Source organism: Syntrophomonas sp. DTU019 (assembly GCA_913757435.1).
Lineage (GTDB): Bacteria > Bacillota > Syntrophomonadia > Syntrophomonadales > Syntrophomonadaceae > DTU019.
This window is the reverse complement of sequence record CAJYDM010000001.1, coordinates 277,583-303,433: the sequence shown is the minus strand read 5'-3', so window position 1 is coordinate 303,433 and position 25,851 is coordinate 277,583. Positions and strand designations below refer to the sequence as shown.

Annotated in this window: 22 protein-coding genes; 12 read left to right on the top strand and 10 right to left on the bottom strand. The window is 46.6% G+C overall.

From position 1 onward, the window contains the following. Window positions 1-104 precede the first annotated feature (104 nt). Complete coding sequence (locus AC15IQ_RS01525; RefSeq protein WP_483176866.1) at window positions 105-356, top strand: YkuS family protein; 252 nt, start codon at window positions 105-107, stop codon at window positions 354-356. Between the two features lie 117 nt (window positions 357-473). Here AC15IQ_RS01525 and AC15IQ_RS01520 read toward each other — a convergent pair whose 3' ends face one another. Both AC15IQ_RS01520 and AC15IQ_RS01515 read right to left on the bottom strand, forming a co-directional pair. Further along, window positions 474-866, bottom strand: a complete 393-nt coding sequence (locus tag AC15IQ_RS01520) for an EVE domain-containing protein (protein ID WP_483176865.1) — start codon at window positions 864-866, stop codon at window positions 474-476. 32 nt (window positions 867-898) lie between these two features. Next, window positions 899-2,101 carry a PQQ-dependent sugar dehydrogenase gene (locus AC15IQ_RS01515; RefSeq protein WP_483176864.1) on the bottom strand — a complete coding sequence of 401 codons (1,203 nt, stop codon included), beginning with the start codon at window positions 2,099-2,101 and terminating at the stop codon, window positions 899-901. Between the two features lie 180 nt (window positions 2,102-2,281). On the opposite strand from AC15IQ_RS01515, the gene AC15IQ_RS01510 reads away from it, so the two are divergent. Then, window positions 2,282-2,419, top strand: coding sequence for a hypothetical protein (locus tag AC15IQ_RS01510; RefSeq protein ID WP_483176863.1), 138 nt, complete (start codon window positions 2,282-2,284; stop codon window positions 2,417-2,419). Between the two features lie 198 nt (window positions 2,420-2,617). On the opposite strand, the gene AC15IQ_RS01505 is transcribed toward AC15IQ_RS01510, so the two are convergent. Next, complete coding sequence (locus AC15IQ_RS01505) at window positions 2,618-3,082, bottom strand: hypothetical protein (protein ID WP_483176862.1); 465 nt, start codon at window positions 3,080-3,082, stop codon at window positions 2,618-2,620. Window positions 3,083-4,113: 1,031 nt separating this feature from the next. Between AC15IQ_RS01505 and AC15IQ_RS01500 the strand changes: the two genes are divergently transcribed. Continuing rightward, window positions 4,114-4,575, top strand: a complete 462-nt coding sequence (locus tag AC15IQ_RS01500) for a hotdog family protein (RefSeq protein WP_483176860.1) — start codon at window positions 4,114-4,116, stop codon at window positions 4,573-4,575. Between the two features lie 82 nt (window positions 4,576-4,657). On the opposite strand, the gene AC15IQ_RS01495 is transcribed toward AC15IQ_RS01500, so the two are convergent. The 3 genes from AC15IQ_RS01495 to AC15IQ_RS01485 form a co-directional block, all read right to left on the bottom strand. After that, window positions 4,658-5,812, bottom strand: coding sequence for a pyridoxal phosphate-dependent aminotransferase (locus tag AC15IQ_RS01495; protein WP_483176859.1), 1,155 nt, complete (start codon window positions 5,810-5,812; stop codon window positions 4,658-4,660). 281 nt (window positions 5,813-6,093) lie between these two features. Next, the gene (locus tag AC15IQ_RS01490; protein WP_483176857.1) at window positions 6,094-6,723 is read right to left on the bottom strand and encodes a poly-gamma-glutamate hydrolase family protein; all 630 of its coding nucleotides are present in this window, start codon (window positions 6,721-6,723) and stop codon (window positions 6,094-6,096) included. Between the two features lie 479 nt (window positions 6,724-7,202). Further along, window positions 7,203-7,358, bottom strand: coding sequence for an iron-sulfur cluster assembly accessory protein (locus AC15IQ_RS01485; RefSeq protein WP_483176856.1), 156 nt, complete (start codon window positions 7,356-7,358; stop codon window positions 7,203-7,205). 353 nt (window positions 7,359-7,711) lie between these two features. Between AC15IQ_RS01485 and AC15IQ_RS01480 the strand changes: the two genes are divergently transcribed. Then, a complete protein-coding gene (locus AC15IQ_RS01480) occupies window positions 7,712-8,428 on the top strand; it encodes a lysoplasmalogenase family protein (RefSeq protein WP_483176855.1) in 717 nt (238 codons plus the stop codon). Window positions 8,429-8,462: 34 nt separating this feature from the next. On the opposite strand, the gene AC15IQ_RS01475 is transcribed toward AC15IQ_RS01480, so the two are convergent. The 3 genes from AC15IQ_RS01475 to AC15IQ_RS01465 are packed head-to-tail and all read right to left on the bottom strand — an operon-like array spanning window position 8,463 to window position 11,206. Beyond that, a complete protein-coding gene (locus tag AC15IQ_RS01475; RefSeq protein WP_483176854.1) occupies window positions 8,463-9,449 on the bottom strand; it encodes an HlyD family secretion protein in 987 nt (328 codons plus the stop codon). 19 nt (window positions 9,450-9,468) lie between these two features. After that, a complete protein-coding gene (locus AC15IQ_RS01470) occupies window positions 9,469-10,485 on the bottom strand; it encodes an ABC transporter permease (protein ID WP_483176853.1) in 1,017 nt (338 codons plus the stop codon). Beyond that, complete coding sequence (locus AC15IQ_RS01465) at window positions 10,475-11,206, bottom strand: ABC transporter ATP-binding protein (protein WP_483176852.1); 732 nt, start codon at window positions 11,204-11,206, stop codon at window positions 10,475-10,477. Before AC15IQ_RS01465 ends, AC15IQ_RS01470 begins: the two co-directional genes overlap by 11 nt. A gap of 267 nt (window positions 11,207-11,473) precedes the next feature. On the opposite strand from AC15IQ_RS01465, the gene AC15IQ_RS01460 reads away from it, so the two are divergent. The 3 genes from AC15IQ_RS01460 (at window position 11,474) to AC15IQ_RS01450 (ending at window position 13,994) form a co-directional block, all read left to right on the top strand. Continuing rightward, entirely contained in the window at window positions 11,474-11,893 is a 420-nt protein-coding gene (locus AC15IQ_RS01460) for an EamA family transporter (protein WP_483176850.1), read from the top strand. Between the two features lie 207 nt (window positions 11,894-12,100). Continuing rightward, a complete protein-coding gene (locus AC15IQ_RS01455; RefSeq protein WP_483176849.1) occupies window positions 12,101-12,547 on the top strand; it encodes a MarR family winged helix-turn-helix transcriptional regulator in 447 nt (148 codons plus the stop codon). A 25-nt stretch (window positions 12,548-12,572) separates the two neighbouring features. Beyond that, window positions 12,573-13,994, top strand: coding sequence for an MATE family efflux transporter (locus AC15IQ_RS01450; RefSeq protein ID WP_483176848.1), 1,422 nt, complete (start codon window positions 12,573-12,575; stop codon window positions 13,992-13,994). A gap of 883 nt (window positions 13,995-14,877) precedes the next feature. On the opposite strand, the gene AC15IQ_RS01445 is transcribed toward AC15IQ_RS01450, so the two are convergent. Continuing rightward, window positions 14,878-19,167 (bottom strand): acyl-CoA dehydratase activase-related protein, encoded by a 4,290-nt coding sequence (locus tag AC15IQ_RS01445; protein WP_483177722.1) that lies wholly within the window; start codon window positions 19,165-19,167, stop codon window positions 14,878-14,880. A gap of 170 nt (window positions 19,168-19,337) precedes the next feature. Between AC15IQ_RS01445 and AC15IQ_RS01440 the strand changes: the two genes are divergently transcribed. From AC15IQ_RS01440 to AC15IQ_RS01420, 5 genes are all read left to right on the top strand, one after another. Further along, a complete protein-coding gene (locus AC15IQ_RS01440; RefSeq protein WP_483176847.1) occupies window positions 19,338-19,934 on the top strand; it encodes a TetR/AcrR family transcriptional regulator in 597 nt (198 codons plus the stop codon). Window positions 19,935-20,127: 193 nt separating this feature from the next. Further along, the gene (locus AC15IQ_RS01435) at window positions 20,128-21,951 is read left to right on the top strand and encodes a sigma 54-interacting transcriptional regulator (protein ID WP_483176845.1); all 1,824 of its coding nucleotides are present in this window, start codon (window positions 20,128-20,130) and stop codon (window positions 21,949-21,951) included. Window positions 21,952-22,288: 337 nt separating this feature from the next. After that, window positions 22,289-23,983 (top strand): IS1634 family transposase, encoded by a 1,695-nt coding sequence (locus AC15IQ_RS01430; protein WP_483176844.1) that lies wholly within the window; start codon window positions 22,289-22,291, stop codon window positions 23,981-23,983. A gap of 329 nt (window positions 23,984-24,312) precedes the next feature. Further along, entirely contained in the window at window positions 24,313-24,906 is a 594-nt protein-coding gene (locus AC15IQ_RS01425; RefSeq protein ID WP_483176843.1) for a 4Fe-4S dicluster domain-containing protein, read from the top strand. After that, window positions 24,899-25,849 carry a CoB--CoM heterodisulfide reductase iron-sulfur subunit B family protein gene (locus AC15IQ_RS01420; protein ID WP_483176842.1) on the top strand — a complete coding sequence of 317 codons (951 nt, stop codon included), beginning with the start codon at window positions 24,899-24,901 and terminating at the stop codon, window positions 25,847-25,849. Before AC15IQ_RS01425 ends, AC15IQ_RS01420 begins: the two co-directional genes overlap by 8 nt. Window positions 25,850-25,851: the final 2 nt, after the last annotated feature.

The following is a 25,851-nucleotide window of genomic DNA, read 5'->3' as shown; positions in this document are numbered from 1 at the left end:
GATATCGGCGGCAACAAAACCGGTGGCAGCAGTCCAGCTGACCAGGCATAAAGGCGGTCTTGTAACCACATAATATAGATACTATTTGGCTGGGAGGTGACAGGTTGAACAAAGTCGTTGCAGTTGACGATGGACTGGCACCGGTGAAAAATTACCTGAGCGAGCAGGGATGCCGGATCATAGATATCGATGCCGCTCAAAACCAGAAGGTCGATGCGGTGATTCTATCGGGTATGGACAGAAACTTTCTGGGTATGACCGACATCAGGATCGACGCACCGGTAGTCAGTGCCGAAGGCATGACCCCAGAAGAAATATGGATGACCATTAAACAATTTTCCAGGCATATGCAGTGATCTTAGAGTATCAAATCAACCATCAGGCAGTGATTACCCCGAACGGGTTGTCACTGCCTGTTATTCTGTTAATGCTCTACGCACTGTCCGCTGGGCTATTATGATTAACCAGAGTGTCTACCTCCAATTGATTATACTATGCCACTGTTCAGGGGTTACCGGCACCACAGACAGGCGCTGCAACTTAACCAGGTCCCAGTCGTTAAACTGCTGGCTGGCCTTTATCTCTGATAGAGTCACCCTTTGGGACAGCGGTTTTACCGGGACCACCTTAAAGACCAATCCCGATTCCTGAGCATCCCTGTAGGGGTAACTGATTATCTCCGCTATCCCCACTATGGCCCTTTCTTTACCGGTGTGATATATGAAGGCCAGGTCGCCGGGCTCCATCTTTTGAATATTGGACAAAGCCTTAGGAGCCTTGACACCTTCCCAAACCGTCTCTTTTTCCTTTATAAGGTCATCCCATGAGTAATCTTCAGGTTCGGTTTTTAAAAGCCAGTAAGACATATCATCATTACCGCACCGACATTTGCCGGGCTTTACTCCACTAGTCTATATATTTTGCCATTATAATCAAGTACATACAGTTCGTTATTTTGATCAAGTCCAAATGATGAAATATTATAATCAGTATCAAGCAAGGTGCGACTTTCTGCCTTCATATTTTCATCAAGCCTTACCGCCCAGACCATCCCGGTGACAAAATCACCGAATACATACCATCCATTCAAGCTGGGAGCTGATTTGCCGTAATAGACGTATCCGCCGGTAATGGAATTGCCCTGGGGATGCTGGTATTCCCATACCGGCATGGTAAATCCGGTAGTATCAAATGAAGCTGTGGATGGATAGAAAAGACTGCCTTCCATTCTATTCCACCCATAATTGGCACCTTTATGGATAATATCAATCTCTTCTACCTTGTTTTGGCCAACATCCGCAGCCCAAAGCCAGCCACGAACCTGATCGAAGCTGAATCTCCAGGGGTTTCTTAACCCATAAGCATAGATTTCTTCTCTAAAACCCTGTTTATTCGCAAAGAAGGGATTGTCCGGCGGTATGGCATAGGCCATACCGTCAGCAGAACGGTCAACGTCGATACGCAAAATTTTACCCAATAAGTTGCCCAGGTTTTGAGCATTATTTTGGGGGTCGCCTGCCGCTCCGCCATCTCCGCTGCCGATATAGAGATAACCGTCGGGACCAAAGGCCAGTTGCCCTCCATTGTGGTTGGCATACGGTTGGGGAAAGGTGAGAATAATCTTTTCGCTGGACGGCAAAGCCCGGTTAGGGTCGCCAGGATCTGCCTGGTAGCGTGCTATGACGGTGCTATTCTGATCGGTATAGTTTACGTAGAAAAAGCCATTGTGTTGATAATCTGGGTGCAGAGCAAAACCCAACAAGCCTTTTTCCGGGGATCTGCTGTCTACTCGGTTGGTCAGGTCCATAAATACATGCGTGGTCTGAACCTGAGGATCATTATGGAATACCAGTATTGTGCCGGTCTTTTCGACAACAAATACTCTGCCCTTATCATCATTGGCGGGGTGGTAATCGAGAGGCTGATTGAAAGTGAGGTTTGGATAGGCTTCAACCAGCTTCACACTTCCGGAGCTGCTTGAAGGGCTTCCAGCTGTTTTTTCAATAGGTGTGTTATTGTTGCCGGGTTGGGGATCGACCGAGCTGCAGCCAGCTGCCAAACACAGCACTAACAACACGACCAAAATTGGCAGTTTTGGCATATAATCACCTCCTTAACAGGATTATAACAAAAAATACGCCCTGGCTTGAGGTTGGGGAAATCACCTAAACTTATAGGCTGCTTTTGAGATGTGGTGCAAGGTTGCGAACGTAGAATAGAAAACCAGAATTACAATAATACTAAAAGTAAATCCAAGCTAAATGCACAAAGGAGGGAAAATATGTCAGGTAAAGATGAACTTAAAAAGATTGAAAAAGTGCTCAAACATACCCAGGACAACGACTGTCCTGAAAAAGAGGGTGATAACTGTAAGAAACCTGGAGTTTACGGGGACTCCAAGCCGCTAGGCGCAGGATGATTTTAGGACTGCGAAGCCCTCAGCCTTTTTGATTATGCCCGGTTTTATATTGGACAGTAAACAAAATAATCAGCACCCTAATTAAGACCCGATAAGGGTCTTTTTTGTTCGGTAGAAGCGGTAGTGGTGATTTTTTTAAAATAATGCTCAAAAAGAGAGTCTACCGGAAGGGCGCTGATCATCTTGAGACCGGTCTGGTCAGTGTTGTTCAGGTTGACCCAGGAAACGGCGCTGGAAGAATATGAAGACCGGCAGAGGAATAATAACCCAGCCCAGGCTTTTGATCAGATTATTCTTTGCCCGGTCAGCCTGCCGTTGCTTTTCTGCGTCTACTAAGTTCTGATACCTGGCCATCCATTCATCCTCAGTTAAATCCTGTGAGCTGGGGTTAAGGGTTTTGTCATTGCCGCCAAACTGTCTGAACTCTGCGTAAGTCTGGTGATAGGGGGCAGGGGCTATCAGGTCGGTCGCGGCCATAAAGGCGGCAACGCTCCCACCGATTATCATCATTAAGGTTGCGAACAGTACCAGGTATACATAGACTTTTCTGACCATCGTTTCTCCTCCTTCGTGAGGTTCATTTTTTACCGCTGCGGCCGATATAAATGCCAGGGCCAGGAATACGACCACAACCACAACTGCCAATAAGAATATGGAAATCATGCTGCTTCACCTGCCTGTAAGTTTTGCCTTTATATAATACTACGTATTTTGCTTAACCTTGCACATATTCCTCTGCTATCAACCTCTAAGAAGCACTTTGGACTCGGATACTTAGACAAGTAATGCCAACCTCGAAATGAATGCACAAGTGCCGAGTGAAAGGAAACTTTTATTAACCGGGTATACTACTTCGGGAGGATCACGAAGCCCCGCAGAGCTGGGTAGCGCTCCGAATATCGGGATTGAAAGAAAAATGGAAAAAGACGGCATGGAGTCTGTGGATCGGATTCAGGCCAGTGACGATGGTAGAGAAATAAGCTGTGTTTTTGGATTTTATTAAAATTTACTAAAGCCCAGGGGTATGTTAAGCTATTTGTAACCCACCAGACACACTCTTTATAGCATAATAATCAGCTTATTCCTGCCAATATTTTAGGTGGACAGCGGCAGTGCGATGGAATTTAGAGAGATGTACCATGACCTGCACACCAATAATAGCTATTAATGTATAGTATAGAAATGTAAGACTTGTGGGATGACTACCCGTTTCTAACGATTTCCGCTTAATATAGATAAAACCATTTAGACAGTATTTTAAGCATTTGAGCGGCACGGGTCAGAACCTTCCAATCGAAGGCTTTGACAGTCCTCTTTTTCCTGTCCCAGGCTTATTGATCTGAGGCGGTGAGACAGGCCAATGCTTTAAACTGGAGAGCCCTTGGCAGAGTCTGATCCGGGGAGGTGGTGGTTAAGCGCCGAGCTGGTAACTAAGATGGAGATGAGGAGAGTACCTAGTATGGCGGGCAGGCTTTAATGAACTCATGGGGATGAGGTCACTGCATGCGGCCGAGGCCTCAAATAAGGGTTTAGAGACTTTCCGCACAGGTTATGAGCAGATGGCCTTAATCAGTATACAAGCGCAATCAAGCGTTGATTGAGGGGTGTACGTGAATTAAGGCGGAGTCCATGCTTGTTCTGCAATTCCCTGCGGGGGATAAAATAGGCAGTATAAATTAAGGAGGGGAAGTTAAATGAGTAATGGCACACTGGCACCCGGTACCAAAATTCCTTGTAAGGTTAGCCGTACCCTTGATGTAGGAGATTTTTCCATTCTTCATCAACTGACCTGGTTCAATATGGCGGTACATAGCAATTCGGAATACGCAAAAAATACCTGGTTTAAAGAACGCTCTCTGGCCGGTCCGATTATTTTTACAGTGGCTGATGGATTGGTGCATCATGCCGATACCATAGCCTACTTGCTGGAAGATGTCGGATATGAAATCTATGCTTATATTGGAATCGACAATGTTAAAATTACTACTCCGGTCCTCTTCGGAGACACCCTGACTGCAAACGCCGAAGTGGTTGATTTCCGCCCTACCAAGAACCCGGAAATGAATCTTTTCATTTATAAGAACAAGACTTATAATCAGCGTGGTCAGCAGGTTATTGAATACCAGACTACCATGATGGCTAAGAAAAAAGCTTAAGCGAAGGCATTTGCTGATTGCAGTTGGGCCGCAGGAGATTTGTGCCTGCGGCCCTTTTCGATACTAGCGCTGCTATTACGTTCTATTTCAGGCTTATTAGAAACGCTTCCAGCCGATCCAGCCCTTCTTTAATGTTCTCCAGGGAGTTGGCATAGGAAAAGCGGATATAGCCCTCACAATTGGGCCCGAAGTCTATGCCGGGAGTGACCGCCACTTTGGCTTGCTCGAGGATGTCAAAAGCGAACCGGTAGGAGTCAGCAGTATATTGCTTGACGTTGGCAAGTGCGTAGAAGGCTCCCTGAGGATCATGCCGGGTAGCTATTCCCATATCTTTTAGGCGGCTTAACAGATAGAGGCGGCGCTTATTATATATCTCCAGCATTCTCTGCACATCGGGTTCGCATTGGCGCAGGGCAGCGATGCCTCCCTCCTGGGCAAATGAGGAGGCGCAGATGAAAAAATTCTGCTGCATTATCTGCATGGCTCGTATATACTGGCGAGGCGCAATCACATAGCCCAGACGCCATCCGGTCATAGCATAGAGCTTGGAAAAACCATTGACCACAAAGGCCTGGTCGGTGTATTCGAGGATAGTATGTTGTTCACCTTCATATATAAGCCCATTATAAATCTCGTCAGCAATAATAATAGTATCAAGTTGGGCCAGAGATTCTAGGTCTGCAGCACTAAACACCACGCCAGTAGGATTGCCTGGGGAGTTGAGCAATACCGCCCGAGTAAGCGGGCTCAAGTGCTGTTTGATGACATCGGGCCGGTATTTGAATCCGTCTTCTTCAGAAACTGGCAGGAAAACCGTTTTACCACCCACATAATTGATGAAGTTGGGGTAGCAGGCATAATAGGGGTCAGGCAGTATTATTTCCTCCCCCCTCTCTAAAAGGACTGAAAACATGATCAACATTCCCGGCGAGGTTCCGGAAGTGACCAGTACCTGTTCAGGGGTGATCTCGACTCGGTATTTATTCCAATAATGCTCGCAGATGGCCTCCCTCAAGGTCAGTTTTCCCATACTGTGAGTGTAATGGGTGTCATTGTCCTTGATGGCCTGCAGCAGTGCTTCCTTGACGGGCTCAGGCGTAGAGAAATCGGGTTCGCCCACCTCCAGATGGATAATGTCCTCACCCTGAGACATCATGGCCTGGGCTTTCTCCAAGACCTCCATGACAATAAAAGGTGACAATTGTTCAGTTTGCGACGATGGCGTTGATCTGTTCATACATGCTTTGCTCCTTCATGAACTCTTTCCTACAATTGTATATAAGGGGATCGGCTTCAGTCTACTATTCATTCCCGGAAATGGTACAACTCATGCATAGACCCCTGCCAAAAAGCCATCCGACCACCGGATATATCAAGGAGGAGAACGGAGAAAAGCGGAGTGATCATTGATCTCCGGGAAAATAAAAGGGCACAAGGATTTTTCGGAGAAATCCTTGTGCCCACGTTATATGCGGCGATTTAATTGACACGGGAAAATGCACCCTGGTGTCGTTTTACCTACATAGCCCGGTTGACGGCGTTCACATAGCGGTTGAACAGAGTGCGGTTCTTGGCAAGTTTAGATCTCATGGGAGAGCTGAGTTCCAGTTGTACACCCTTGCCTATCCTGTTGCGGTTGACGATGTTGGCCTTGGAACTTCCTGCCAGGCGGGCGGGAGCAGTGACGGCATTAAACCCTGCCTTCCGTAATTCAGCTTTGATTTTGTTGCCCAGATATTTGTCGCGACCGCCCACATAGGTGACAGCCCGGCTGGTACCCCCGCAGCCATGGATGGCAACGGTGCGGGTCGATTTTCTAACCAAATTTACAGCCCGGGCTTCCCTGAATTTGGTGGAGGTGATATGCAATCCGAAGCCTTTTCTCAAGCCGATAAAACCATAGTAATCGTAGCCTCCCCGGGATGCTATGGCAGAGGCAATATCATCGGTATGAAACTCTATACCCCCGCCATGGATGGCGATGACCGCTTTAGACGAAGCGCGGTCCCGGGTTACGATCCTGTAGTCTCTGCCATAGGTATTTCGAGCTTTAAGGCTGCTATAACTCGAATATTCGGCCAGAGCTGGGAAGGTCAGGGTGGAAACCATAAAGATTGTCAACAACAGCAACGCGATCCTTTTTTTCATTGTTCTAGTTCTCCTTTCCAATCAGTGCAAGTTTCCCAAAAATGAGTTGCTTTGGGTGAAAACATTTAGTCCTGGAAAGACTGCCATAGCTGAGGCGGTTTTGATAATAATCCAGGAAATGTTCTTTCACCCTGCGCCTAGATAATTCGACTTTTTTCTGCCGCTACCTTTTGGTAAATATGGGTATATTGTTTTGGATGGAGGTGAAAGGATGGTGCAATGGGCGAAGTATACTGTAATAGAGGTTATAGGTGGGAGGGGTATGGTATATAGTGGTATGTCAGATGTGATTTGACATCAACACAGCAATTATCCACATTATACAATTCTATTCTTTACTTCCATCTCGCATGTTGCAAGACAAGTAAAAAGCCTGCCAGGTCAATCCTGGCAGGCTTTACATCATTTATGATCTTTGAGTCTGTGTTAACAGGAGGTGCAGGAATCACACCCGCCTCCCTCAGGCTGTTTTTCTCCCCTCAGCTGCAGAAAAACCTGTTCACGTGTTTAACTGAAGTCAGCACGAAAGGTCCGTAATTTTCATAGATATGGTTTTCCACCGTAAATTTGATACCATGGTGTTCCTGGACTTTGTCACCCTCAGCTGGTTCATCCAGAACCAGATTAAAAGCCATGCCCCCTCACCCAACGTTGGCAATGATACGCAGGTTATTGGTTGCGATCTTCTGGGCTGACAGGATCCCTTTTAAGTCCTCAATGGCGGATGGAGTTGCCTTTATAACTTCCATGTTAAATGATGCCTCCTTTCAAGTTCAAAGCATTATGAATATACCCTATATGGGTATGGTAACACGGATTGCCCAAATGCTCAACCAAAAATGGTAGTAAACTGAGAATCAGGCAATATAAGGACCTTTTATTGAACGGCCATGGGCTATATAAATGGGTTTGGTAGACTTAATCTTGCCATCTGAGCGTATAAATATACGGAAGTTCGAGGCTTGCAAATAATGGAGGACAGCTTGAAGTGAACAACGCACAGCGGGTTTTGTTGTCAGTATATTTGCCTTTGACCGTATTTATCCTTATCCTGGATAATTTTTTCACCGGATACGACCTGGTGCAATATGTAAAATATATCACCGTTGTTACGCTGTATCTGGCAGCACAATGGGTGAATAAAATCGGAAATGAACAGCAACTGATGAGTCTGGCTCTGTTATGCGTCGCCATTGCGGATTTATTTTTGGTTTTGTTGCCCACTATTACCGGATTTGATTATACCGTGGCAGGTTCAGCGGGTTTTGCCGCGGCATATTTGTGTTTAATAGGAGCCAATCGAAAGAATTACCGCATCGGAGTGGGGGAGGTAATAAGTGCTATATTGTTGGTAAGTATCTCTCTGGCGGTGCTGGCTACTTTGCCGCTTTCAGAAATCCCCGTCTGGAAACTGGTAGGAGTATTATGCTTTGGGGTGATTCTGAACTATATGGCATGGACTTCGATATGCACCATTTTCAGAAGGTATTACCGTATTAAGATCGCCTTGCTGTTGGCAATCTCAGCTATTCTGATGCTCGTATCCGACCTGGCCGTGGCCTACGTCCATTTTAATCTGCAGTATACTGCCTTATACCAGCCCTGGATGCAGAATGTGGTGTGGGCCGCTTATATCCCTGCCTGGACTTTGCTGGCTGTGGTGATCAGTGAGGATAATCCTTATCGCAGCAATGTCCTGAGGTAGTGAAAACAAGCATCGAGGAGCCTCTTGGACATCTTCAGCGGCTGATCACCAGTTCTGCCATCTCCCCGGGCTTGAGGGGATTATCGGCGGCTAGCTTGATCTTGATCTTGATGCTGTCCTTATTCTTATTAGCGCTGGTCTGCATGTCTTTGGGGGTGTATTTGGCCTCCAGGTCAATGAAACTGACTGTGCCTTTATACTCATTTTTTCCTTTGAATATCGATAATTCCTGACCATAATCGATAAGGTTGGCCGAATCAACTGGAACATAAGCCACCAGGTATTTATCCTGCTGAGATGCTATTTCGGCTAGATTGGCACCCACGTTTACCATATCACCGGTTAGGTAATTCTTTGTGATCACAATTCCGTCACTCAGGGCAACTATTTTATATTTGGAAAGATTGGCCTGTGACTGACGTATCTGGCTCTCGGTCAGCTCGATATCAGCCTGGGCTGCCGTGATCTTCTCCCGGTCAGGGCCTTTTTGCAGGATGATCAGCCTCTGGCGCGCGTTGTCGACCTGCAATCCGGACGACGCGAAAGCAATGGTGGCCAGATCGAGCTGATATTTGGCATCATCGCAGGATGTTTGGGAAATGCCCCCGGCTTCGAATAAAGCTTGAATATCACTGTATTTCTGCTGGGCTAGCTGCAGGCTGAGACGAGCACCTTCATAAGCCTGTTCAGCCAGGGTGACATTGTTTTGAGCCTGTTTAATTTCAGCAGGATCGATCGCACTCTGCAAATCGGCCAGGGCTGCCTTCTTTTTGTTCAAGCCGGACTGCAGTTGTTCCAAAAGGTATCTTTCATTGCTGTCATCGATAATCGCTACAATATCACCCCGCTTGACTTTTTGGCCCAATGTTGCCGGAAAATCTAAGATCTTACCTGACACCTCGCAGTATTGGGAGTAAACCTCGGTTTCCACTATACCGTGCAGCTTCAAGTCTGATCCCGAGCATCCGCTGAGCAATAAGACGGCCAGGAAAAGGGCTATAAGTGTAGTTTTCTGTCGCACCACATTCCCCTCATTTCTATTAAATTTGCCGATATTTCTTTAATAAAGCGGTGTTGAGTACCATAAAAACAACTGAACAGCCAAGCATAACTGCCAGATCGAAACTAATGGCAGCCAGTCCCTGTCCTTTTATCATCACCTGCCGCAATGCGTCAGCGATGTAGTGCAGAGGCATGAACATCTCTACCACCTGCAGGGCTGGCGATAGATCGAATAAGCCGCTAAAAAACACCTGAGGAATTATAACTATGGGGATGAACTGCATCATCTGAAATTCGCTGGATGCGGCTGTGGAAGCAAGTATGCCCAAGGTCAGGGCTACCATGGCAGATAGCAGGGTGATCAACAGCACCAGGGCAAAAGACCCGACCATGACTATCTTCAAGACGTATACACAGTACCAGGAGATAATAAACGATTGCAGGACTGTCACCAGGCCAAAGCCGATCACATATCCGGCCACGATCTCCCAGCGTTTGATGGGGGTGGACAAGAGCCTCTCCAGGGTTCCTGAAGTCCGTTCCTGCAGAAATGATATCCCTGCTACCAGGAAGACAAAGAAAAATACCATGAACCCTATTAAAACCGCCCCGTAGGTATCGAACATGGGCAGGTCTTCAAAGCCGTAAACATAGGACACTTCGGTTTGCAGATCCTGTCGAACATCGGGCTTTACCATTTTGGCCTGTTCTATGGCTGATAAAACCATATTGGCTTTGGAGGGATTACTGGCGTCAATTTCCACCTGAGCGACATTGCTGACCATATTTATTACGGCCACCACCTCCCCCTGCTCCAAGGATTGCCTGGCCTCACGGGGTGGGTAGCGGAAGGCCATGATATTATAATCATCCAGTCGCTCAACGTATTCTGCCGGAGCATTTATGATTGCTACCTTAACTATCGGTTGCGATTCGGCCAAAATGAAATATAACAGGGTGAGGACCAGGATGGGGGCGCCCAGCATCAACGCCAGGGTACGGCGGTCATGGCGCAGTTGGTGTAATATTCGCCAAACCAGGGCTCTAACCCTCATGCTGATGACCTCCATAATAAATAAAGGCTGACTCGATGCTGCTGGCACCGATGCGGCTCTGCAGTTCCTGTGAGGTTCCGGTGGCAATAAGCCTGCCCTCCCGCATCATGGCAAGCTGATGGCACTTTTCGGCTTCGTCCATCACATGTGTAGTCAGGAGTATACTCACACCTCGGTCGGCCAGGTTATTCAGTTCCTTCCAAATGCTCTGGCGCAGCAGCGGATCAATACCCACGGTAGGCTCATCCAGAACCAGAAGGGGAGGGTTGTGCAGTAAGGCGATAGCCAGGGAAAGCCGCCGTTTCATGCCGCCCGAATAAGCGTTAACCGGTTTCTGCAGATCATCACCCAGGCTGACCAGTTCCATCACTTCCACCGCCCGACTATTTACCTCCGCTTTGTTCATCCCATAGATGGAACCGAAGAAATGAAGGTTTTCAGCAGCGGTAAGATTTTCATATAAAGCATCCGACTGTGACATGTATCCGATCTGGTTCATTGCGTTCAAGTCGGGCATACGTTGCTCAAGTACATAGGTCTGGCCGGAGGTGGACTCCAGAATGCCCGCAATAATTTTTACCATAGTGGTCTTGCCGCAGCCGGAAGGCCCCAGCAGGCCAAATATCTGGCCATGAGGTACCTCCAGGTCGATGTCCTTGAGGACCTGCTGTTCACCGTAGAATTTATTAATCTTGGATAGCACGATAGCATTACTTTTCATATCAGAGCTAATTTTCCTGCCTTAAACAATAATCCCTATTATCCAATATTACTTGTCCGAACAACCCTAGTGTCATTATAATTAATGGCTGCTGGTTTGTCAGGAAAATACGCCAGGCCCCTGAAGTAAGACAACTTATACAGGCGATGGCGTATTACCAACATTAATCGTAATGCAATATTTGACGAAAATTCGCGGGTCTCTTATAATCGCAATAATGCCTGTACTATCCGTAGACAAAATTGCGCGGGCTATGAGAGGTTGACTATGAATTACCTGGGAATAGGTCTGGCTGTTGTATCAAACGTTCTGTATCATATCTTTCAAAAAGCAATACCATCCAATATTAGTCCCCTGGTTACCCTGGTAGTAACTTATCTGACTGCTGCTATCGCCTGCCTGGTAGCTCTGCCCTTCTTCCAGGGAAATGGCTCCGGAATAGCGTTTTATAAACAGATCCATTGGGCCAGTATAGCCCTGGGCTTCTCTATAATAGGGCTTGAGGCCGGCTTTCTGCTGGCCTACCGGGCAGGATGGAAAATCAGTCTGGCTGCCGGAGTAGCTAACGTGATGGTAGCGGCACTGCTGGTGTTAATTGGCATTATTTTTTATAAAGAGCAACTCACCCTGCAGAACATATTCGGTGTAGTGCTGTGTTTGCTCGGCCTGTTGTTGATACAGCATTAGGATCCATATCTTCAGCATATGCGATATTTAAACCACAAAAGAGCCTATCAGGCTCTTTTTTCGCCGTACCTATATATCACGGCAACTGTCCTCAAATCGGGTTGAGCATAGAGTGATTAAATAAAAGTTGACCGGTAGGCTGGCTTGTAATAAAATATAGTAGTTTTCTAACAGTAAGATATCTAACAATTTTTCAAGGAGTAAGCCATGTATCACGAGGGCACCAGGGAGATCCATACTTTGATGATGGGCTTTTTAGGCTTCTGCCACGAAAAGCTGTTTGTCCAAATGCGCAAAAATCAAACCTGCTGTCAGCAGATGAGCAAAAACCAGTTTAAGATCATTAATCTGTTATTCCGCTATGATGGATTGACCGCAACCGAAATCGGCCGCAGGCTGGATATCGAAAAGGGCAGCCTTACCACTATGATAGACCAGTTGGAAGCCATGGATATGATAGTGCGCAGGGCTGATCCAGATGATCGCCGCAGGGTGATATTGTCATTGAGCAAATCGGGCATGGCGCACATGGAAAAGACCATGGAAGTCTACGCCGCATTGCTGGGAGACCTTTTTAAAGATGTGCCCCCCCAGGAAATGGATCGATTTTTAGAAAATCTCCGTTATGTGGTGGATTTTACGAAGAGATTATAAGCATTGAAATAGGGAAGGAGCAATTATGGATCGTTCGTTGGAACTGCGGGAGAAAAGCATAGGCCGACTGTTATGGAGCTTCTCGCTGCCGGCCATCATCGGCATGCTGGTCAACTCTCTATACAATGTCATCGATCGCATTTTTATTGGTAGGGGAATTGGGTCTTTGGGCATTGCGGGTGTTACTGTCGCCTTTCCGTTAATGGTGGTATTGATGGCGGTATCTATCTTGGTGGGGGTAGGGGCAACAGCTTTGATCTCCATTCGCCTGGGCGAGCAGAAAAAAGAAGAAGCCGAGCGGATCGCCGGTAATGCCATGACCATGCTGGTATTGATGCCAGCAGCGGTGGCAGGGCTGTTTTTTGTTTTTTCCGAACCGATCCTGGTCTTTTGTGGAGCCAGTCCCGATGTTTTGCCTTATGCTATGGACTTCACCCAGATAATCATGCTGGGGGCAGTGTTTGGTTCCATAAGTATGGGGGCCAATAATTTTATCCGTGCCGAAGGCAATCCTCAAGTAGCTATGTACACCCAATTAATAGGTGCGCTGTTCAATATTATTCTCAATTACGTATTTATCTTTATTTTTGGTTGGGGCATGAAAGGCTCTGCCTTTGCCACTATATTAGCCCAATTGATATCCGCTCTATGGGTCATCGCTTATTTTGTCACCGGTCGCAGTCTGGTTAAAATTCGGTTAATTAACCTGCGGCCCAGGTGGGTGGTTCTTTCGGGGATCATGGCTATAGGCTTTGGGCAGTTTGCTATGCAGATGGCGGCCAGCGTACAGCAGATAATTCTCAACAATACACTGAAAACATATGGCGGTGATATGGCCCTGTCTGCCATTGGCATAGTAATGAGTATAGCTACATTATTGTTCATGCCGGTACTTGGAGTGGCCCAGGGTGCCCAGCCCTTGATCGGATATAATTATGGGGCCCGGCTGTATAAGAGGGTCAGTGAAACCTGGAGGTTGGCGGTTCTGGCAGGCACCGGCATAGTACTGATAGGCTACCTGGCGCTGCATATCTGGCCTGAGCAACTGGTGGGTATGTTTTGCGAAGGTGACACCGAATTGATTGCCTTTACCACCCATGCCATGCTTATATACATGGCTTTGATCCCCCTGGTGGGTTTTCAAATAGTCAGCACCACCTATTTTCAGGCAGTGGGCAAAGCCCGCCAGGCTGCAGTTTTAAGCCTCTCCAGGCAGATCCTGTTTTTCATCCCGTTGCTGTTAGTTTTGCCTCGCTTTTGGGGTGCAGAAGGAGTATGGCGGTCGGCGCCGATTGCAGATGGCCTGGCAATTACACTGTCCGCTACCATGATATTTTTTGAAATGAAGAACTTGCGGAGGGAGACTGACCACCAGCCAGATCCTGAAGCAGAGTCCAATGAACGTACTGCCTCACTGCCACAGCTATGCGGCTCAGAATCAGAATGAGATTATCCCAAAGGGAGGACATATACCTGAGTAGAGTCTCTTCCTGGGGTATAGTTCGGTTGATAGAAAAGGCCAGTTGTATGTGTACAAATGCTGAAACACAAATGGACACTTTTGTCGGAATTTAGAACAAATAGAAACGTTTCGGCGAAATTGGGTTGCCAATTTTGGACCATTGATGCTATTATTTAATTGGCACAGATGTTGCATTAGTTTAATATTGGATGGCGTTGTCTTTACTTTAAGCGTCACTCAGCCGTATATATTTTTTTGATTGGGGACAAATTAGGACAGATCATTTAACATGATCTTACAATATTAATTAGCCTTTCTAAACTCCTCTTCAATATATTTGTAGCCCGCCGCTTCTTCGGTGGGTAATTTTTTTGTACTTTTCATCGTATTGTGGCATATAAATTGCACTATAGAGACGGTAGTGAATGTAATTCCCCCCAACTCCTTATATATATTAGTTAGGACCCATCCCCTAGTGGGTCATTTTTTTGCATTATTGTATCTACAATGATACGAGCGTGTTCTTCCTCAGCTACAAATATCAACTGACAATAGTCGAAATTTGTCAAATAACCGCAATGGAAAGTAACAAAGATATTAAAAAACCAGTCAACAAGATCCATTTACAATATATTTGTGAGCTTCCTATAACACATTCGGTTCATCTTTGCATAATGGCACGAATGTTGCATAAATAATTGGTGTATGTTTTATTCCCCCCTAACTCCTTTTCATATATATTTATTTGATGCCCACCAGGAACCAAGGTTCCTCTGGTGGGTTCATTTTTGTAATTCATTAGTCTCTGAGATTGCAGTTCTGACTCAGAACTGAAACCTCAGAGACAAATTATTATAAGGGTATGGTGTCAACTGGGGAAGTGGTCACTGAGACAAGGGTAAGAGGATATGCCGGATGGTTTAGTAGGGCTGGCTGAGTCTTGCAGGTTGGCGAATGCCACTGCCAGCATCAACTTGATACGGTTGAACTGATTTACTTCACTAGCCCCGGGGTCATAGTCCAAGGCAGTAATATTTGCCTGTGGATACTTCCTCTTGATTTCCTTCAACATGCCTTTGCCGGTGACATGATTGGGCAGACAACCAAAAGGCTGCAAACAGACAATATTGGGAATCCCGCTGATGATCATATCGATCATCTCTGCGGTGAGAAACCAGCCTTCTCCGCAATGGTGGCCAAGTGACATTACTTCTTGCGCTAGCTCGGCCTTGTGATATATGGAAGCGGGGGCAGAAAAACGGCGGCTGCGGTTAAGCAGGGAGTTGACCAGGCGGCGTTGCTTTTCCAGGTAATTGATCAGGTATTTACCAATCAAGAGATAGCGCTTCTTTCCGTATAAGTAACGGTAATTGTACAGGTAGTCGTAAGCGCAGTAGAGGAAGAAATCCAGCAGTTCGGGCACAATTACCTCAGCGCCGGCATTTTCCAGTAAACGAACGATATTATTGTTGGCGGCGGGGTGGTATTTAACCAGTATTTCCCCCACGATGCCCACCCGGGGCTTGAGTTGTGAGGAAATCTCCAGACGGTCAAATTCTTCAATTATACCTTTCACGTTGGCCTCAAATTCATGTCTGTCACCGGAGTGTATCTGGGCCTGGCAGCGCTTCACCCATCTCTTATAGAGCATGTCGGCTGAGCCGGGGATGATCTCATAAGGACGTACACGATGCAGCACTCTCATCAGCAAATCACCGTATACTACCGCGACCAAAGCCTTTTTGATCAATCCTGCACTGATCTTAAAGCCCGGATTTTTTTCCGACCCGTAATGATTGGCGGATAGGACTGGTATCCCCTGGAAGCCAGCTTCTTTAAGGGCTTTGCGCAAGAGGCCGATATAATTGGTAGCCCGGCATCCTCCCCCAGTCTGGCTAATGATTACGGAAGTGTTGTTCAGGTCATACCGTCCTGATTGCAGGGCATAAAGGAGCTGCCCGATAACGATGATGGCCGGATAACAAGCATCATTGTTCACATATTTCACGCCCTCATCAATGGCCGCTCGGTCGACTTCGGGCAAAACCTCGATCCGATATCCGTGGCTCTGCATCGCCGTTTGCAGCAATTCAAAATGAATAGGTGACATCTGCGGACACAGGATGGTATGCTGCTCTTTCATGGCAGTGGTAAATACTATCCTCTGCTGAACATAGGAATGTGGTGTTTTAACTACCTCTGCGCCCGACCTGCCCCTGATGGCGGCTTGAAGCGAGCGCAGCCTGATCCTGGCGGCGCCCAGGTTGGAGCCTTCGTCGATTTTAAGCAGGGTGTATATCTTACCTCGGGATCTGAGGATTTCGTGCACCTGATCACTGGTAATGGCATCTAAGCCACATCCGAAGGAGTTCAGCTGAACCAATTCCAAATCAGGCTGTGTGGAGACAAAACTAGCCGCAGCATAAAGCCGTGAATGATACATCCACTGATCAATAACCCTCAAAGGCCGTTCAACCTGTCCCAGGTAGGCTATGGAATCTTCAGTCAAGACTGCCATGCCCAACGAAGTGATTATTTCCGGCAGGCCGTGGTTTATCTCCGGGTCGATATGATACGGACGGCCTGCCAGGACGATGCCCGGGATGCCATGGTTACGAATGTAATCAAGTGTTTCCTGCCCCTTACGGCGGATATCGGCTTTAAAACTTTGGTCTTCCTGCAAGCCTAAAGCCACAGCACGGGCTACCTCTGCCTTAGGGATAGCGAACCCACTAAACTCCTCAGTGAGCCGGGTGATGAGCCTCTTGGGATCACTGTAGGGGAGGAAGGGGTTCATAAATACAACCTGTTGCTCCCCGATCATTTCCATGTTGTTTCTGATTACTTCGGGATAAGAGATCACCATTGGACAATTGAAATGGTGGTTGGCCTCGGCTTGTTCCTTTTGCTCATGAATGATGGAAGGATAAAAAATAACTCTTATGCCTTGCTCGATCAGAGCAGCTATATGGCCATGGGCCAGTTTCGCAGGAAAACAAGCAGTATCCGAGGGAATGGTGTGACTGCCCGATTCATACAGCGAACGTGAAGAGCGCGGTGAAATGCGGACACTAAATCCCAGGGCAGTGAAGAAGGTGAACCAGAAGGGATAGTTTTCATACATATTCAAGACCATGGGAATGCCGATAACTCCTCGGGATGCCGCTGTTTCAGGCAGGGGTTGATAGCTCAGCAGCCGCTGATATTTGTAGGCAAACAGATTGGGTGGGGTATTCTGTGTCTTGCCTTTGACGACCGGCTTTTCACAGCGGTTCCCGGAAATGAAGCGCCCTCCGTCGGCAAACCTGTTCAAAGTGAGCATGCAGTTGTTTTCGCAGCCACCGCAACGTTTCATGCGGGTTTGAATTGAAAACTGTTGCAGTTGGTCGGGGCTCAAGAGTGAGCTCTTCTGCCCTGGGCGGCTGCTATTCCTGGCGATCAGGGCGGCCCCGAAAGCCCCCATCAGGGGAGCTATATCCGGCCTTATAACCTCTTTGCCAGAGATGATCTCCAGGCTCCTCAAGACGGCGTCATTTTGGAAAGTACCACCCTGCACCACTATGTTTTGTCCCAGGTCAGCGGGACTCCTCATTTTTATTACTTTGAATAGAGCGTTCTTGATAACCGCATAAGAGAGCCCGGCGGAGATGTCGCCCACCGAGGCCCCCTCTTTTTGGGCTTGTTTTACCATTGAATTCATAAAAACGGTACAGCGTGAACCCAGGTCGACCGGTGATTTGGAGCTGACTGCCAGAGAAGCGAAATCCTGTACACTTATATCTAAAGAATGGGCGAAACCCTCGATAAATGAACCGCACCCGGAAGAACAGGATTCATTTAGCATGATGTTGTCTATTGCCCCGTCCGTTATGTGCAGGCACTTCATATCCTGTCCGCCAATGTCCAGGATAAAGTCGACTTCAGGGTTGAAAAACTTGGCGGCGGTATAGTGGGCTACAGTTTCGACTTCACCTACATCAGTATGTAGGGCTGCCTTAAGCAGAGCTTCGCCATAGCCGGTCACTGCCGTGCAGGCTAGATTGGCCTCTGACGGCCAGCAAGAAAACAGATCATTCAAAATATTAAGGGCTGAACCGAGGGGACTGCCGGAATTATTAGCATAATAAGAATACAACAGACTCCCCTCGGAATCGATGAGAGCAGCTTTAGTAGTGGTCGAACCAGCATCTATGCCCAGATAACAGTCCCCAATAAAGTCTGCCAGGTCACGACGCTTTATCCGATGCTGTTCATGCCTGGTGCAGAACCGGGCGTAATCATGCTCGTCTTCGAACAAGGGGCTTAAAGGGGGAGCCTTTTGGTCGTCAGTCTGACAGGCGGTTTCCAGGCGTTTCATCAAGGCCGGCCAACGCAAAGGTTGATTATGCTCAGATGCCAGGGCTGCTCCGATGGCCACATAGAACTGACCATTAAGCGGGAAAATCGCCTGATCATCACTCAATCCCAGAGTTGCCTGAAATCTGCGTCGCAGTTGAGGGAGAAATGCCAGGGGGCCTCCCAGAAAGGCTACATTTCCAGTTATGGACCGGCCCCAGGCCAGACCGCTGATAGTCTGATTCACTACCGCCTGAAACACCGAAAGGGCAATATCCTCCTTAATTGCGCCTTCATTCAAAAGCACTTGTATATCTGTTTTGGCGAACACCCCGCAGCGGGCTGCTACCGGATACACTGTCCGGGCCTGGGCCGCCAATCGATCCAAACCATTGACATCGGTCCCTAACAGGCCTGCCATCTGGTCGATGAAAGCGCCGGTGCCTCCGGCGCAGATGCCGTTCATCCTCTGATCCAGACCATTGCGGAAAAAGGTGATTTTAGCATCCTCGCCCCCCAGTTCGATGGCGACATCGGTATGCGGGATGTATCGAGCTATGGCCGTGTTGCAGGCGATAACCTCTTGAATATGCTCAATGCCCGACCAGGAGGAAATAGACAATCCGGCTGATCCGCTGATCAAAGCAGTGAAGGACCGGTTGCCGATTTGTTCCCGGGCTTTTTGAAGTATCTCTATGGTATGCCTTCTGGTTTCAGCATAATGGCGACGGTAATCAGAGTATATCACCTGATCCTCAGCCATTATAACCAGCTTGACGGTGGTCGATCCAACATCAAGTCCAATCTTAAGATGGTTGCCCATCATGGTTCCTCCCCAATCCAGCAAAATTAAAACGATGTTTGAATTCAGCTTATCCTTATGGTAGGTTAGAATACCCGTGGTGTCAATCAGTAACATTATCAGTGTTGAATCTGATGGGGTAATGTACTATGCTGATATCAAACCATGTTTAAAACAAATCGGGATGTGTAATGAATAACTGGGAAAACCTGACCACTAAACAAAAAATTGTAAAGACAACCATGGACATCATCGCCGAAGAGGGGTTTCATAATATCACCATACGCAAAATCGCCGCCCGAGCCAATGTCAACTTAGCCGCAGTAAACTACCACTTCGGTTCTAAAGATGGCGTGATCGATACCGCTCTGGCAACAGTCAACAGTGAGATTAGAAAAACCTTTGCGGTGCTCCATTCCGACCAAACAGATGCGGCAACCAGGCTGTTAGCATTTATTAATCAATATACTGAGATAATTAATAAGTATCCCGATTTAATAAAAAAAATGATCGACCATGCCATCCACAATAAACCGCTCGATAAGCATGCTGAATACATGACATTTCTAAAAGTTGAAGGTATAGCCTCAATCAAACAGGTCCTGTCTGAGATCAAGCCTGAGGCAGATGAAAATGCCCTCTATATGCGCACCCTTTATTTGTTGAGCGCATTGTCGTTCCCCATTTTAATGGGAAGTTATATTACTGAAATGATGGGTGTAGATCTTAAGGATGAAACAGTCAGACATGCATATATACAATTGCTGCTGGAATCCGTATTGCTTTAAAGATGCGAGATGAAGCTGTAGTCTAGGCAGAGACATTCGACAAAATATGGCATAAATACCCATAAATCATAATGGATTCATACTTTAGGAAGAGTTATATATTGGTTTTATTGGACAAGATATCGACAATGCTATTTTTATTTTGAATTAGGGACAGCTTAACAGACCGCTTAAGTAGCAAGGATGTGATAAAATGCCAGATTTGCGCATAACTGATTTGTGTGTTGGGGAAGCCATGACACAGGACTATGGGCTGGTCAAACATGACGAAAATGTGGAAAACGTCCTGGACCAGATCCTTAAGAACCACTGGGGAGAAGTGGTGGTGGTCGATGATGAAGGGGTATTTATGGGCCTGGTTACCAGAGAAACCTTGGTGCGGACCGTCACTAATGGATTGCCTCAAGGCATTCCCATAAGAAGCCTGTGCAGCCACCCAACCATTACAACTACTCAAGATGAAGGTTTGACTCGAGCACGTGACATCATGCGGTCCAGGAACATAGGCCGCCTTCCGGTGCTTAACGAAAAAGGCGAAGTGGTAGGCATCCTCACTGCCCGCGATGTCTGTAACGGCTTTTCTTCCAAGCTGGAGATGCTGGGTGAGCATATGTACGCAGTTCTGGAAAACATAGCCGAAGGTATTCAGGTTATAGACTGCGACGGTCGGGTCAATTTCTGGAATACCGGCGCCGAAAGGCTGTTTGATGTGCCTGCTGCGAAGATAATCGGCCGTAAACTAGAGGATTTTTTCCCTGACGATCTGCTTTTAAAAGTCATTAACAATAGGCAGTCCTATCAACATGTACTTACCGAACTGAATAATGGATTATACGTAATTCGTAACGCAGTGCCGGTGGTTTTTTCTGACCAAGCTTTTTTGGGTGCGGTTTGCACTACTCTGGATGTCAGTCATATCCGCCGGTTGATAGATAGACTAGAAAATGCCCAGGTTAAAGTAAGAAAGCTGGAGCGCATAATTGAAACTCAGGATATATTAGGGGATGAACCATTCTACACTGTCAACCCTGAAACCCGGCGGGTATTGCAGCAGGCCAAGAGGGTGGCTGCTACAGACGCCACGGTATTGATACAGGGTGAAAGCGGCACTGGAAAAGAGATTATGGCCCAGGTGATATACAACCACAGTAAACGGGCCAAAAACCCTTATATAGAGATCAACTGCAGCGCTATACCTGAAACCCTTTTTGAAAGCGAAATGTTCGGCTATGAATCAGGCTCATTCACCGGGGCCAATCGGCAGGGAAAAGCCGGTAAGTTCGAATTGGCTAATGAAGGAACTCTGTTTCTGGATGAAATTGGCGAACTGCCACTAGAAATGCAGGCCAAATTACTAAGGGTATTGCAAGAACGGCGTTTTTACCGAGTGGGGGGGGCTTCTCCCATTAACGCCGATGTGCGTATTATAGCTGCCACCAATCGCAACATGGCCGAACTGGTAGAAGAGAAATTGTTTCGCAGTGATCTGTATTACCGGCTGAGTGTCGTAGTCCTGGAGATACCGCCTTTGAGGGAGCGCAGGGATGATATTCCTGGCCTGACCAGATTATTCCTGCGCAAATTAGGCATGGAGTATGGACGTAATATCAAGGGCATCGACCGTGAGGTTCTGAAACTGCTGACTGATTACCACTGGCCCGGCAATGTACGACAGTTGCAAAACCTCTTGGAGAGTGTGGTTATACTGATGGAGGACGATTATATTACCGCTCTTTCCCTGGAGGAAGCAGGGGTAATGGATGTCTTACAAGGTGTAGAGAAAAGCTCTGTGAGTCACAGCCGGCATGTACTGGAAGCGGCCACCTCACAACTGGATAACATCATGGATCAGCATGAGCGGGCAGCCATCACCCAGGCCCTGCAGCAGACCAGATATAACAAGGCCAAGGCAGCGCAGCTCTTGGGGATCCCGCGCAGCACCCTGTATTATAAAATGAGGGCTTTAAATATTGACGGCAAACCCTCCCGGCCCGAGCCCCGACTGCCTATGGCATAATTCCTTGAGAGATATATTCCGATATCACTGCTTTTATGAGAAGAACCATTAGTATCCATTTCGTGGGGCCCAGGCTGATGTTTTATTGTAACCAGCGAAAAACCGCATATTAAGCATATTAATTTGAACATACTTAATGAAGTGTCAGGAATTAGGACAAAAAGACTGAAACCTGACACTTTTTCCTGACTTTTGCAGATAAGCTGAAAAGAATACCCGTGTAAATGCTGTAATATTAGTATTTATCGGGTATTTTTTATATCCCTCTACTGTATATCTAACGTATGTATGTTATAATATGGTTATACTATACTTGGTTCATACGAGGGGTGCAGGCATGAGCAGTCTACAGGTATATAACAGCCGAGGGATCAAATATGTGAGAATCGTGGAGTCTTATCGGGATCCAGTTAATAAGAAGCCCAAGACCAGGGTACTTAAGGTATTAGGGCGTGCAGACGAATTGGAAGCGCAGGAGCCTGGAATTCTGAATCGTTTGCGCAGAGAATGCCGGGAGTCCAGGGCTTTCAACGAGAGTCTTAAACAAGAAGCAATATTTAAAGATATCCAGCATTACCTGGAAGGATCTGATAACGACGCTGCTAAAGGCTTTCCTATTCGTAATTACGGCGTTAAGGTATACGAGAGTATCTGGGATGAATTGAAACTTGATTACTTCTTCGATTATCGCCAGAAGCGTGATTCCAACCTTAAGTTCAAAGTCAAAGATACGACATCTATGCTCGTTTACTTCCGGCTGCTAAAACCGGCATCAAAGAAAAAGAGCTTTGAACAAAAGGAGTTCTTTATCAACTCCAAGGAAATGAATTTAGAACAAATATACCGGAGTCTTTCTTTTCTTGCCAATGAAAAGAAATCTCTGGAAAGGCACTTGAACAAGCAGCTATCACTTAAAATGACACGCAACCTTGGAGTTGCTTTCTACGATGTTACCACTTATTACTTTGAGTCAGTCAGAGCCGATGAACTTAAGAAGTTCGGTTATTCTAAAGACAACAAAGTAAATCAGGTCCAAGTCGTAATGGGGCTCTTAATTGACGATGAGGGCATCCCAATTAGCTATGAACTGTTCCCCGGAAATACCAATGATTTTAAGACGCTGGTGCCAGTTATGGAATACTTACGGGAAACCTATGGCATAAAGAAGATTATAATAACCGCTGATCGTGGGCTAAATTCTAAACAGAACCTGGCCTACCTCAGGTCAAAAGGTTTTGATTATGTCATGGCATACAAAATCCGATCTGCAAGTAAAGCAATTAAGAACCTAGTTCTTGGGGACGAGGGCTACACTGTGGAGAGCCCGCAATTTAAATGGAAGGTCTGCAATTTTCAGAACAGTGTTAAGATTAATGGCGAAAAAGTCTTGCTCGATGACAATATGGTGATAACTTGGTCAGCTAAACGTGCTGAGAAAGACCGTAGAGACCGCGAACGATTGATAGAGAAGTCCCGGCGCCTTGTGGACTCCAAATCCAGTCTCAAAGCAGAAATGAAAAAGGGTGGCAAAAAGTATGTGCAACTGGCCATTTTTGATGACGATCACGTTTCATTCAACGAAAATCAGGTTGAAATGGATGCACAATTCGATGGATATTATGGAATTCAAAGCTCGGACAAAAGCCTGTCAGCGGCGCAGGTGATAGGGATCTATCAAGGCCTTTGGAAGATTGAGGAGAGCTTCAGGGTTATGAAAAGCAATTTAGAGGCCAGACCCATCTTTGTTTGGACAGAATCGAGTATTCGCGGCCATTTCGTAATGTGCTACCTGGCTTTGGTAATCCAGCGGTATCTAGAATACAAACTCAGAAAAGAAAAACTTGAGTTGTCTACCGAAAAGATCCAAGATGCTCTTCGAAGTGCTAATCTTACTGTTATTGATGATGCAAAAAGCAACAGCTCATATTATCTAAAGAACCAATCAAATGAAGACTTTTCGGCAATCCTAAGTACTTTACAACTTCCTGAAATCTTACCGTATGGTAAACTGAAAGACATCCGCAAAGCTTAGATATACAATCCTACAATTAAAAGAAAAGCTCTCAATTGCCTATCATCTAGGGGCGCGGAGAGCTTTCTTCTTCCTCTATTTTGCAAAAGTCAGGAGGCTGATGTTTTATTGTAACCAGCGAAAAACCGCATATTAAGCATATTAATTTGAACATACTTAATGAAGTGTCAGGAATTAGGACAAAAAGACTGAAACCTGACACTTTTTAATTGTCATTATTGCTGGGTTTGTGAAATATAGGGCTTTGTATGAGTTGGCATGGTTTATGCAAACTAGTGACAATAGATCGACCAAAATAAATATTCCCAAATAATAAAGGAGCGATGCAAATGCCTAGAGAGCATGACCGGGAATGGGATCCCGAACTAATTCACAAAGTGGATCGCTACCACCTGGTGGAGAATTTGGAGCAATGCCTGCAGTGTGGTAAGTGCACAGGCAATTGCCCGGTGGCAGCCATCACTCCCTCATACAATCCCAGAGCGATTATTAATGACGTTTTATCAGGCAGTATAACTCGCCTGCTGGATAGTGAGGAGATCTGGCGCTGTTTTTGGTGCGCCAATTGCTATCGGGTATGCCCGGTGGACATTAATTATCCCCTGTTGATGATGCAATTGCGCTATATGGCTTTGGAAAATGGATACGGGCAGAAATATGTAAACGGCATAAACAAATTCGTTTTTAAAGCTTTTGATCACGGTCTAACCTTTGTGCCTGGGCAGAAAGGTATAGAAAAAATTGGGCGCCTCAGAACGGGCGTTGGGGCAGAACCCTGGCCGACAGTATCAGATGAGGCTAAAGCTCAATATCAGGCCATTTTTGAACAAACCGGAGCTAGAGAGTTTATGGAGAAGCTTCAGGATTCTGAGCAGAAGCCGTTGCGCTTGAGCTATCTGGAAGGGAGAATTGTAAATGAATAGTCCCAGGGTGATCACACCTCAAGAGCGCCTGGGTACCAAACCGGAGAAATTGTTCCTTTTTCGCAGCTGTACCGGCAGTATGGAATATCCGGGAACCGAGAGCGCTATAAAGGAAGTCTTGAAAAAGCTAGATATAGAAGTGGTTATGGACTCTGACCAGACCTGTTGTTCAGGTTATATTCTAACCTGTTCAGGGCATACTCCCGAACCTTCACTGGCGGTTACTGCCCGCAATCTTTCCATTGTGGAGCAAAGATATGCCGGGCTGGATATGTATTGTTTCTGCAATGGCTGTTTCGGGTACAATACCGAGTTGTCTCATATATTGAAACACCACCCCGCCTACATGAAGATGGCAAATGATATAGTCGGGCAATGGGGTTTTGAGTATCAAGGCAAGGTTAGAATACGCCACGTTCAAGAGCTGTATTATCTGCTCCTGGATGAAATCCGGGCCAAAGTAGTTCGCCCCCTTAATGGTTTGCGTATCGCCAGCCATTATGGCTGCCATTATTTGGCCCAGCAGTATGAGATATTAGACGATGGTGATCTGCCTACTTTCCATGAAGAGATATACGAAGCCTTGGGAGCCACCCCGGTATTTTACAAGGAACGCAGAATGTGCTGCGGCTATTCGGTGGGACGTGGTTTTACGCATAAAGAAAGCGTGGTACAACCGCATTTGGGACGTAAGTTTGACAGCGCCAAAGAAGAGGGAGTGGAACTTATGACCACCACTTGTCCAGGCTGCAATACTGCCCTGGACCGGGAACAGGTGGCCCTGGCGAATAGAGGGTTCGGGCCGTATAATATCCCCGTTATTGACATTGGTCAATTGATTGGGCTGGCAATGGGTATTGATCTTGACAAATTAGGATTTGCAGCCAACACCATTCCCATGGAAGGCGTTTTGGAGCGAATTGGATTGGGGAAAGGAGCTTAAGT

Excerpts from the sequence above, each read along its gene's own strand:
- AC15IQ_RS01520 (WP_483176865.1), bottom strand. The coding sequence starts at position 866 with ATGTCTTACTGGCTTTTAAAAACCGAACCTGAAGATTACTCATGGGAT.
- AC15IQ_RS01515 (WP_483176864.1), bottom strand. The coding sequence starts at position 2,101 with ATGCCAAAACTGCCAATTTTGGTCGTGTTGTTAGTGCTGTGTTTGGCA.
- AC15IQ_RS01510 (WP_483176863.1), top strand. The coding sequence starts at position 2,282 with ATGTCAGGTAAAGATGAACTTAAAAAGATTGAAAAAGTGCTCAAACAT.
- AC15IQ_RS01505 (WP_483176862.1), bottom strand. The coding sequence starts at position 3,082 with ATGATTTCCATATTCTTATTGGCAGTTGTGGTTGTGGTCGTATTCCTG.
- AC15IQ_RS01500 (WP_483176860.1), top strand. The coding sequence starts at position 4,114 with ATGAGTAATGGCACACTGGCACCCGGTACCAAAATTCCTTGTAAGGTT.
- AC15IQ_RS01495 (WP_483176859.1), bottom strand. The coding sequence starts at position 5,812 with ATGAACAGATCAACGCCATCGTCGCAAACTGAACAATTGTCACCTTTT.
- AC15IQ_RS01490 (WP_483176857.1), bottom strand. The coding sequence starts at position 6,723 with ATGAAAAAAAGGATCGCGTTGCTGTTGTTGACAATCTTTATGGTTTCC.
- AC15IQ_RS01485 (WP_483176856.1), bottom strand. The coding sequence starts at position 7,358 with ATGGCTTTTAATCTGGTTCTGGATGAACCAGCTGAGGGTGACAAAGTC.
- AC15IQ_RS01470 (WP_483176853.1), bottom strand. The coding sequence starts at position 10,485 with ATGAGGGTTAGAGCCCTGGTTTGGCGAATATTACACCAACTGCGCCAT.
- AC15IQ_RS01465 (WP_483176852.1), bottom strand. The coding sequence starts at position 11,206 with ATGAAAAGTAATGCTATCGTGCTATCCAAGATTAATAAATTCTACGGT.
- AC15IQ_RS01460 (WP_483176850.1), top strand. The coding sequence starts at position 11,474 with ATGAATTACCTGGGAATAGGTCTGGCTGTTGTATCAAACGTTCTGTAT.
- AC15IQ_RS01455 (WP_483176849.1), top strand. The coding sequence starts at position 12,101 with ATGTATCACGAGGGCACCAGGGAGATCCATACTTTGATGATGGGCTTT.
- AC15IQ_RS01450 (WP_483176848.1), top strand. The coding sequence starts at position 12,573 with ATGGATCGTTCGTTGGAACTGCGGGAGAAAAGCATAGGCCGACTGTTA.
- AC15IQ_RS01445 (WP_483177722.1), bottom strand. The coding sequence starts at position 19,167 with ATGGGCAACCATCTTAAGATTGGACTTGATGTTGGATCGACCACCGTC.
- AC15IQ_RS01440 (WP_483176847.1), top strand. The coding sequence starts at position 19,338 with ATGAATAACTGGGAAAACCTGACCACTAAACAAAAAATTGTAAAGACA.
- AC15IQ_RS01435 (WP_483176845.1), top strand. The coding sequence starts at position 20,128 with ATGCCAGATTTGCGCATAACTGATTTGTGTGTTGGGGAAGCCATGACA.
- AC15IQ_RS01430 (WP_483176844.1), top strand. The coding sequence starts at position 22,289 with ATGAGCAGTCTACAGGTATATAACAGCCGAGGGATCAAATATGTGAGA.
- AC15IQ_RS01425 (WP_483176843.1), top strand. The coding sequence starts at position 24,313 with ATGCCTAGAGAGCATGACCGGGAATGGGATCCCGAACTAATTCACAAA.
- AC15IQ_RS01420 (WP_483176842.1), top strand. The coding sequence starts at position 24,899 with ATGAATAGTCCCAGGGTGATCACACCTCAAGAGCGCCTGGGTACCAAA.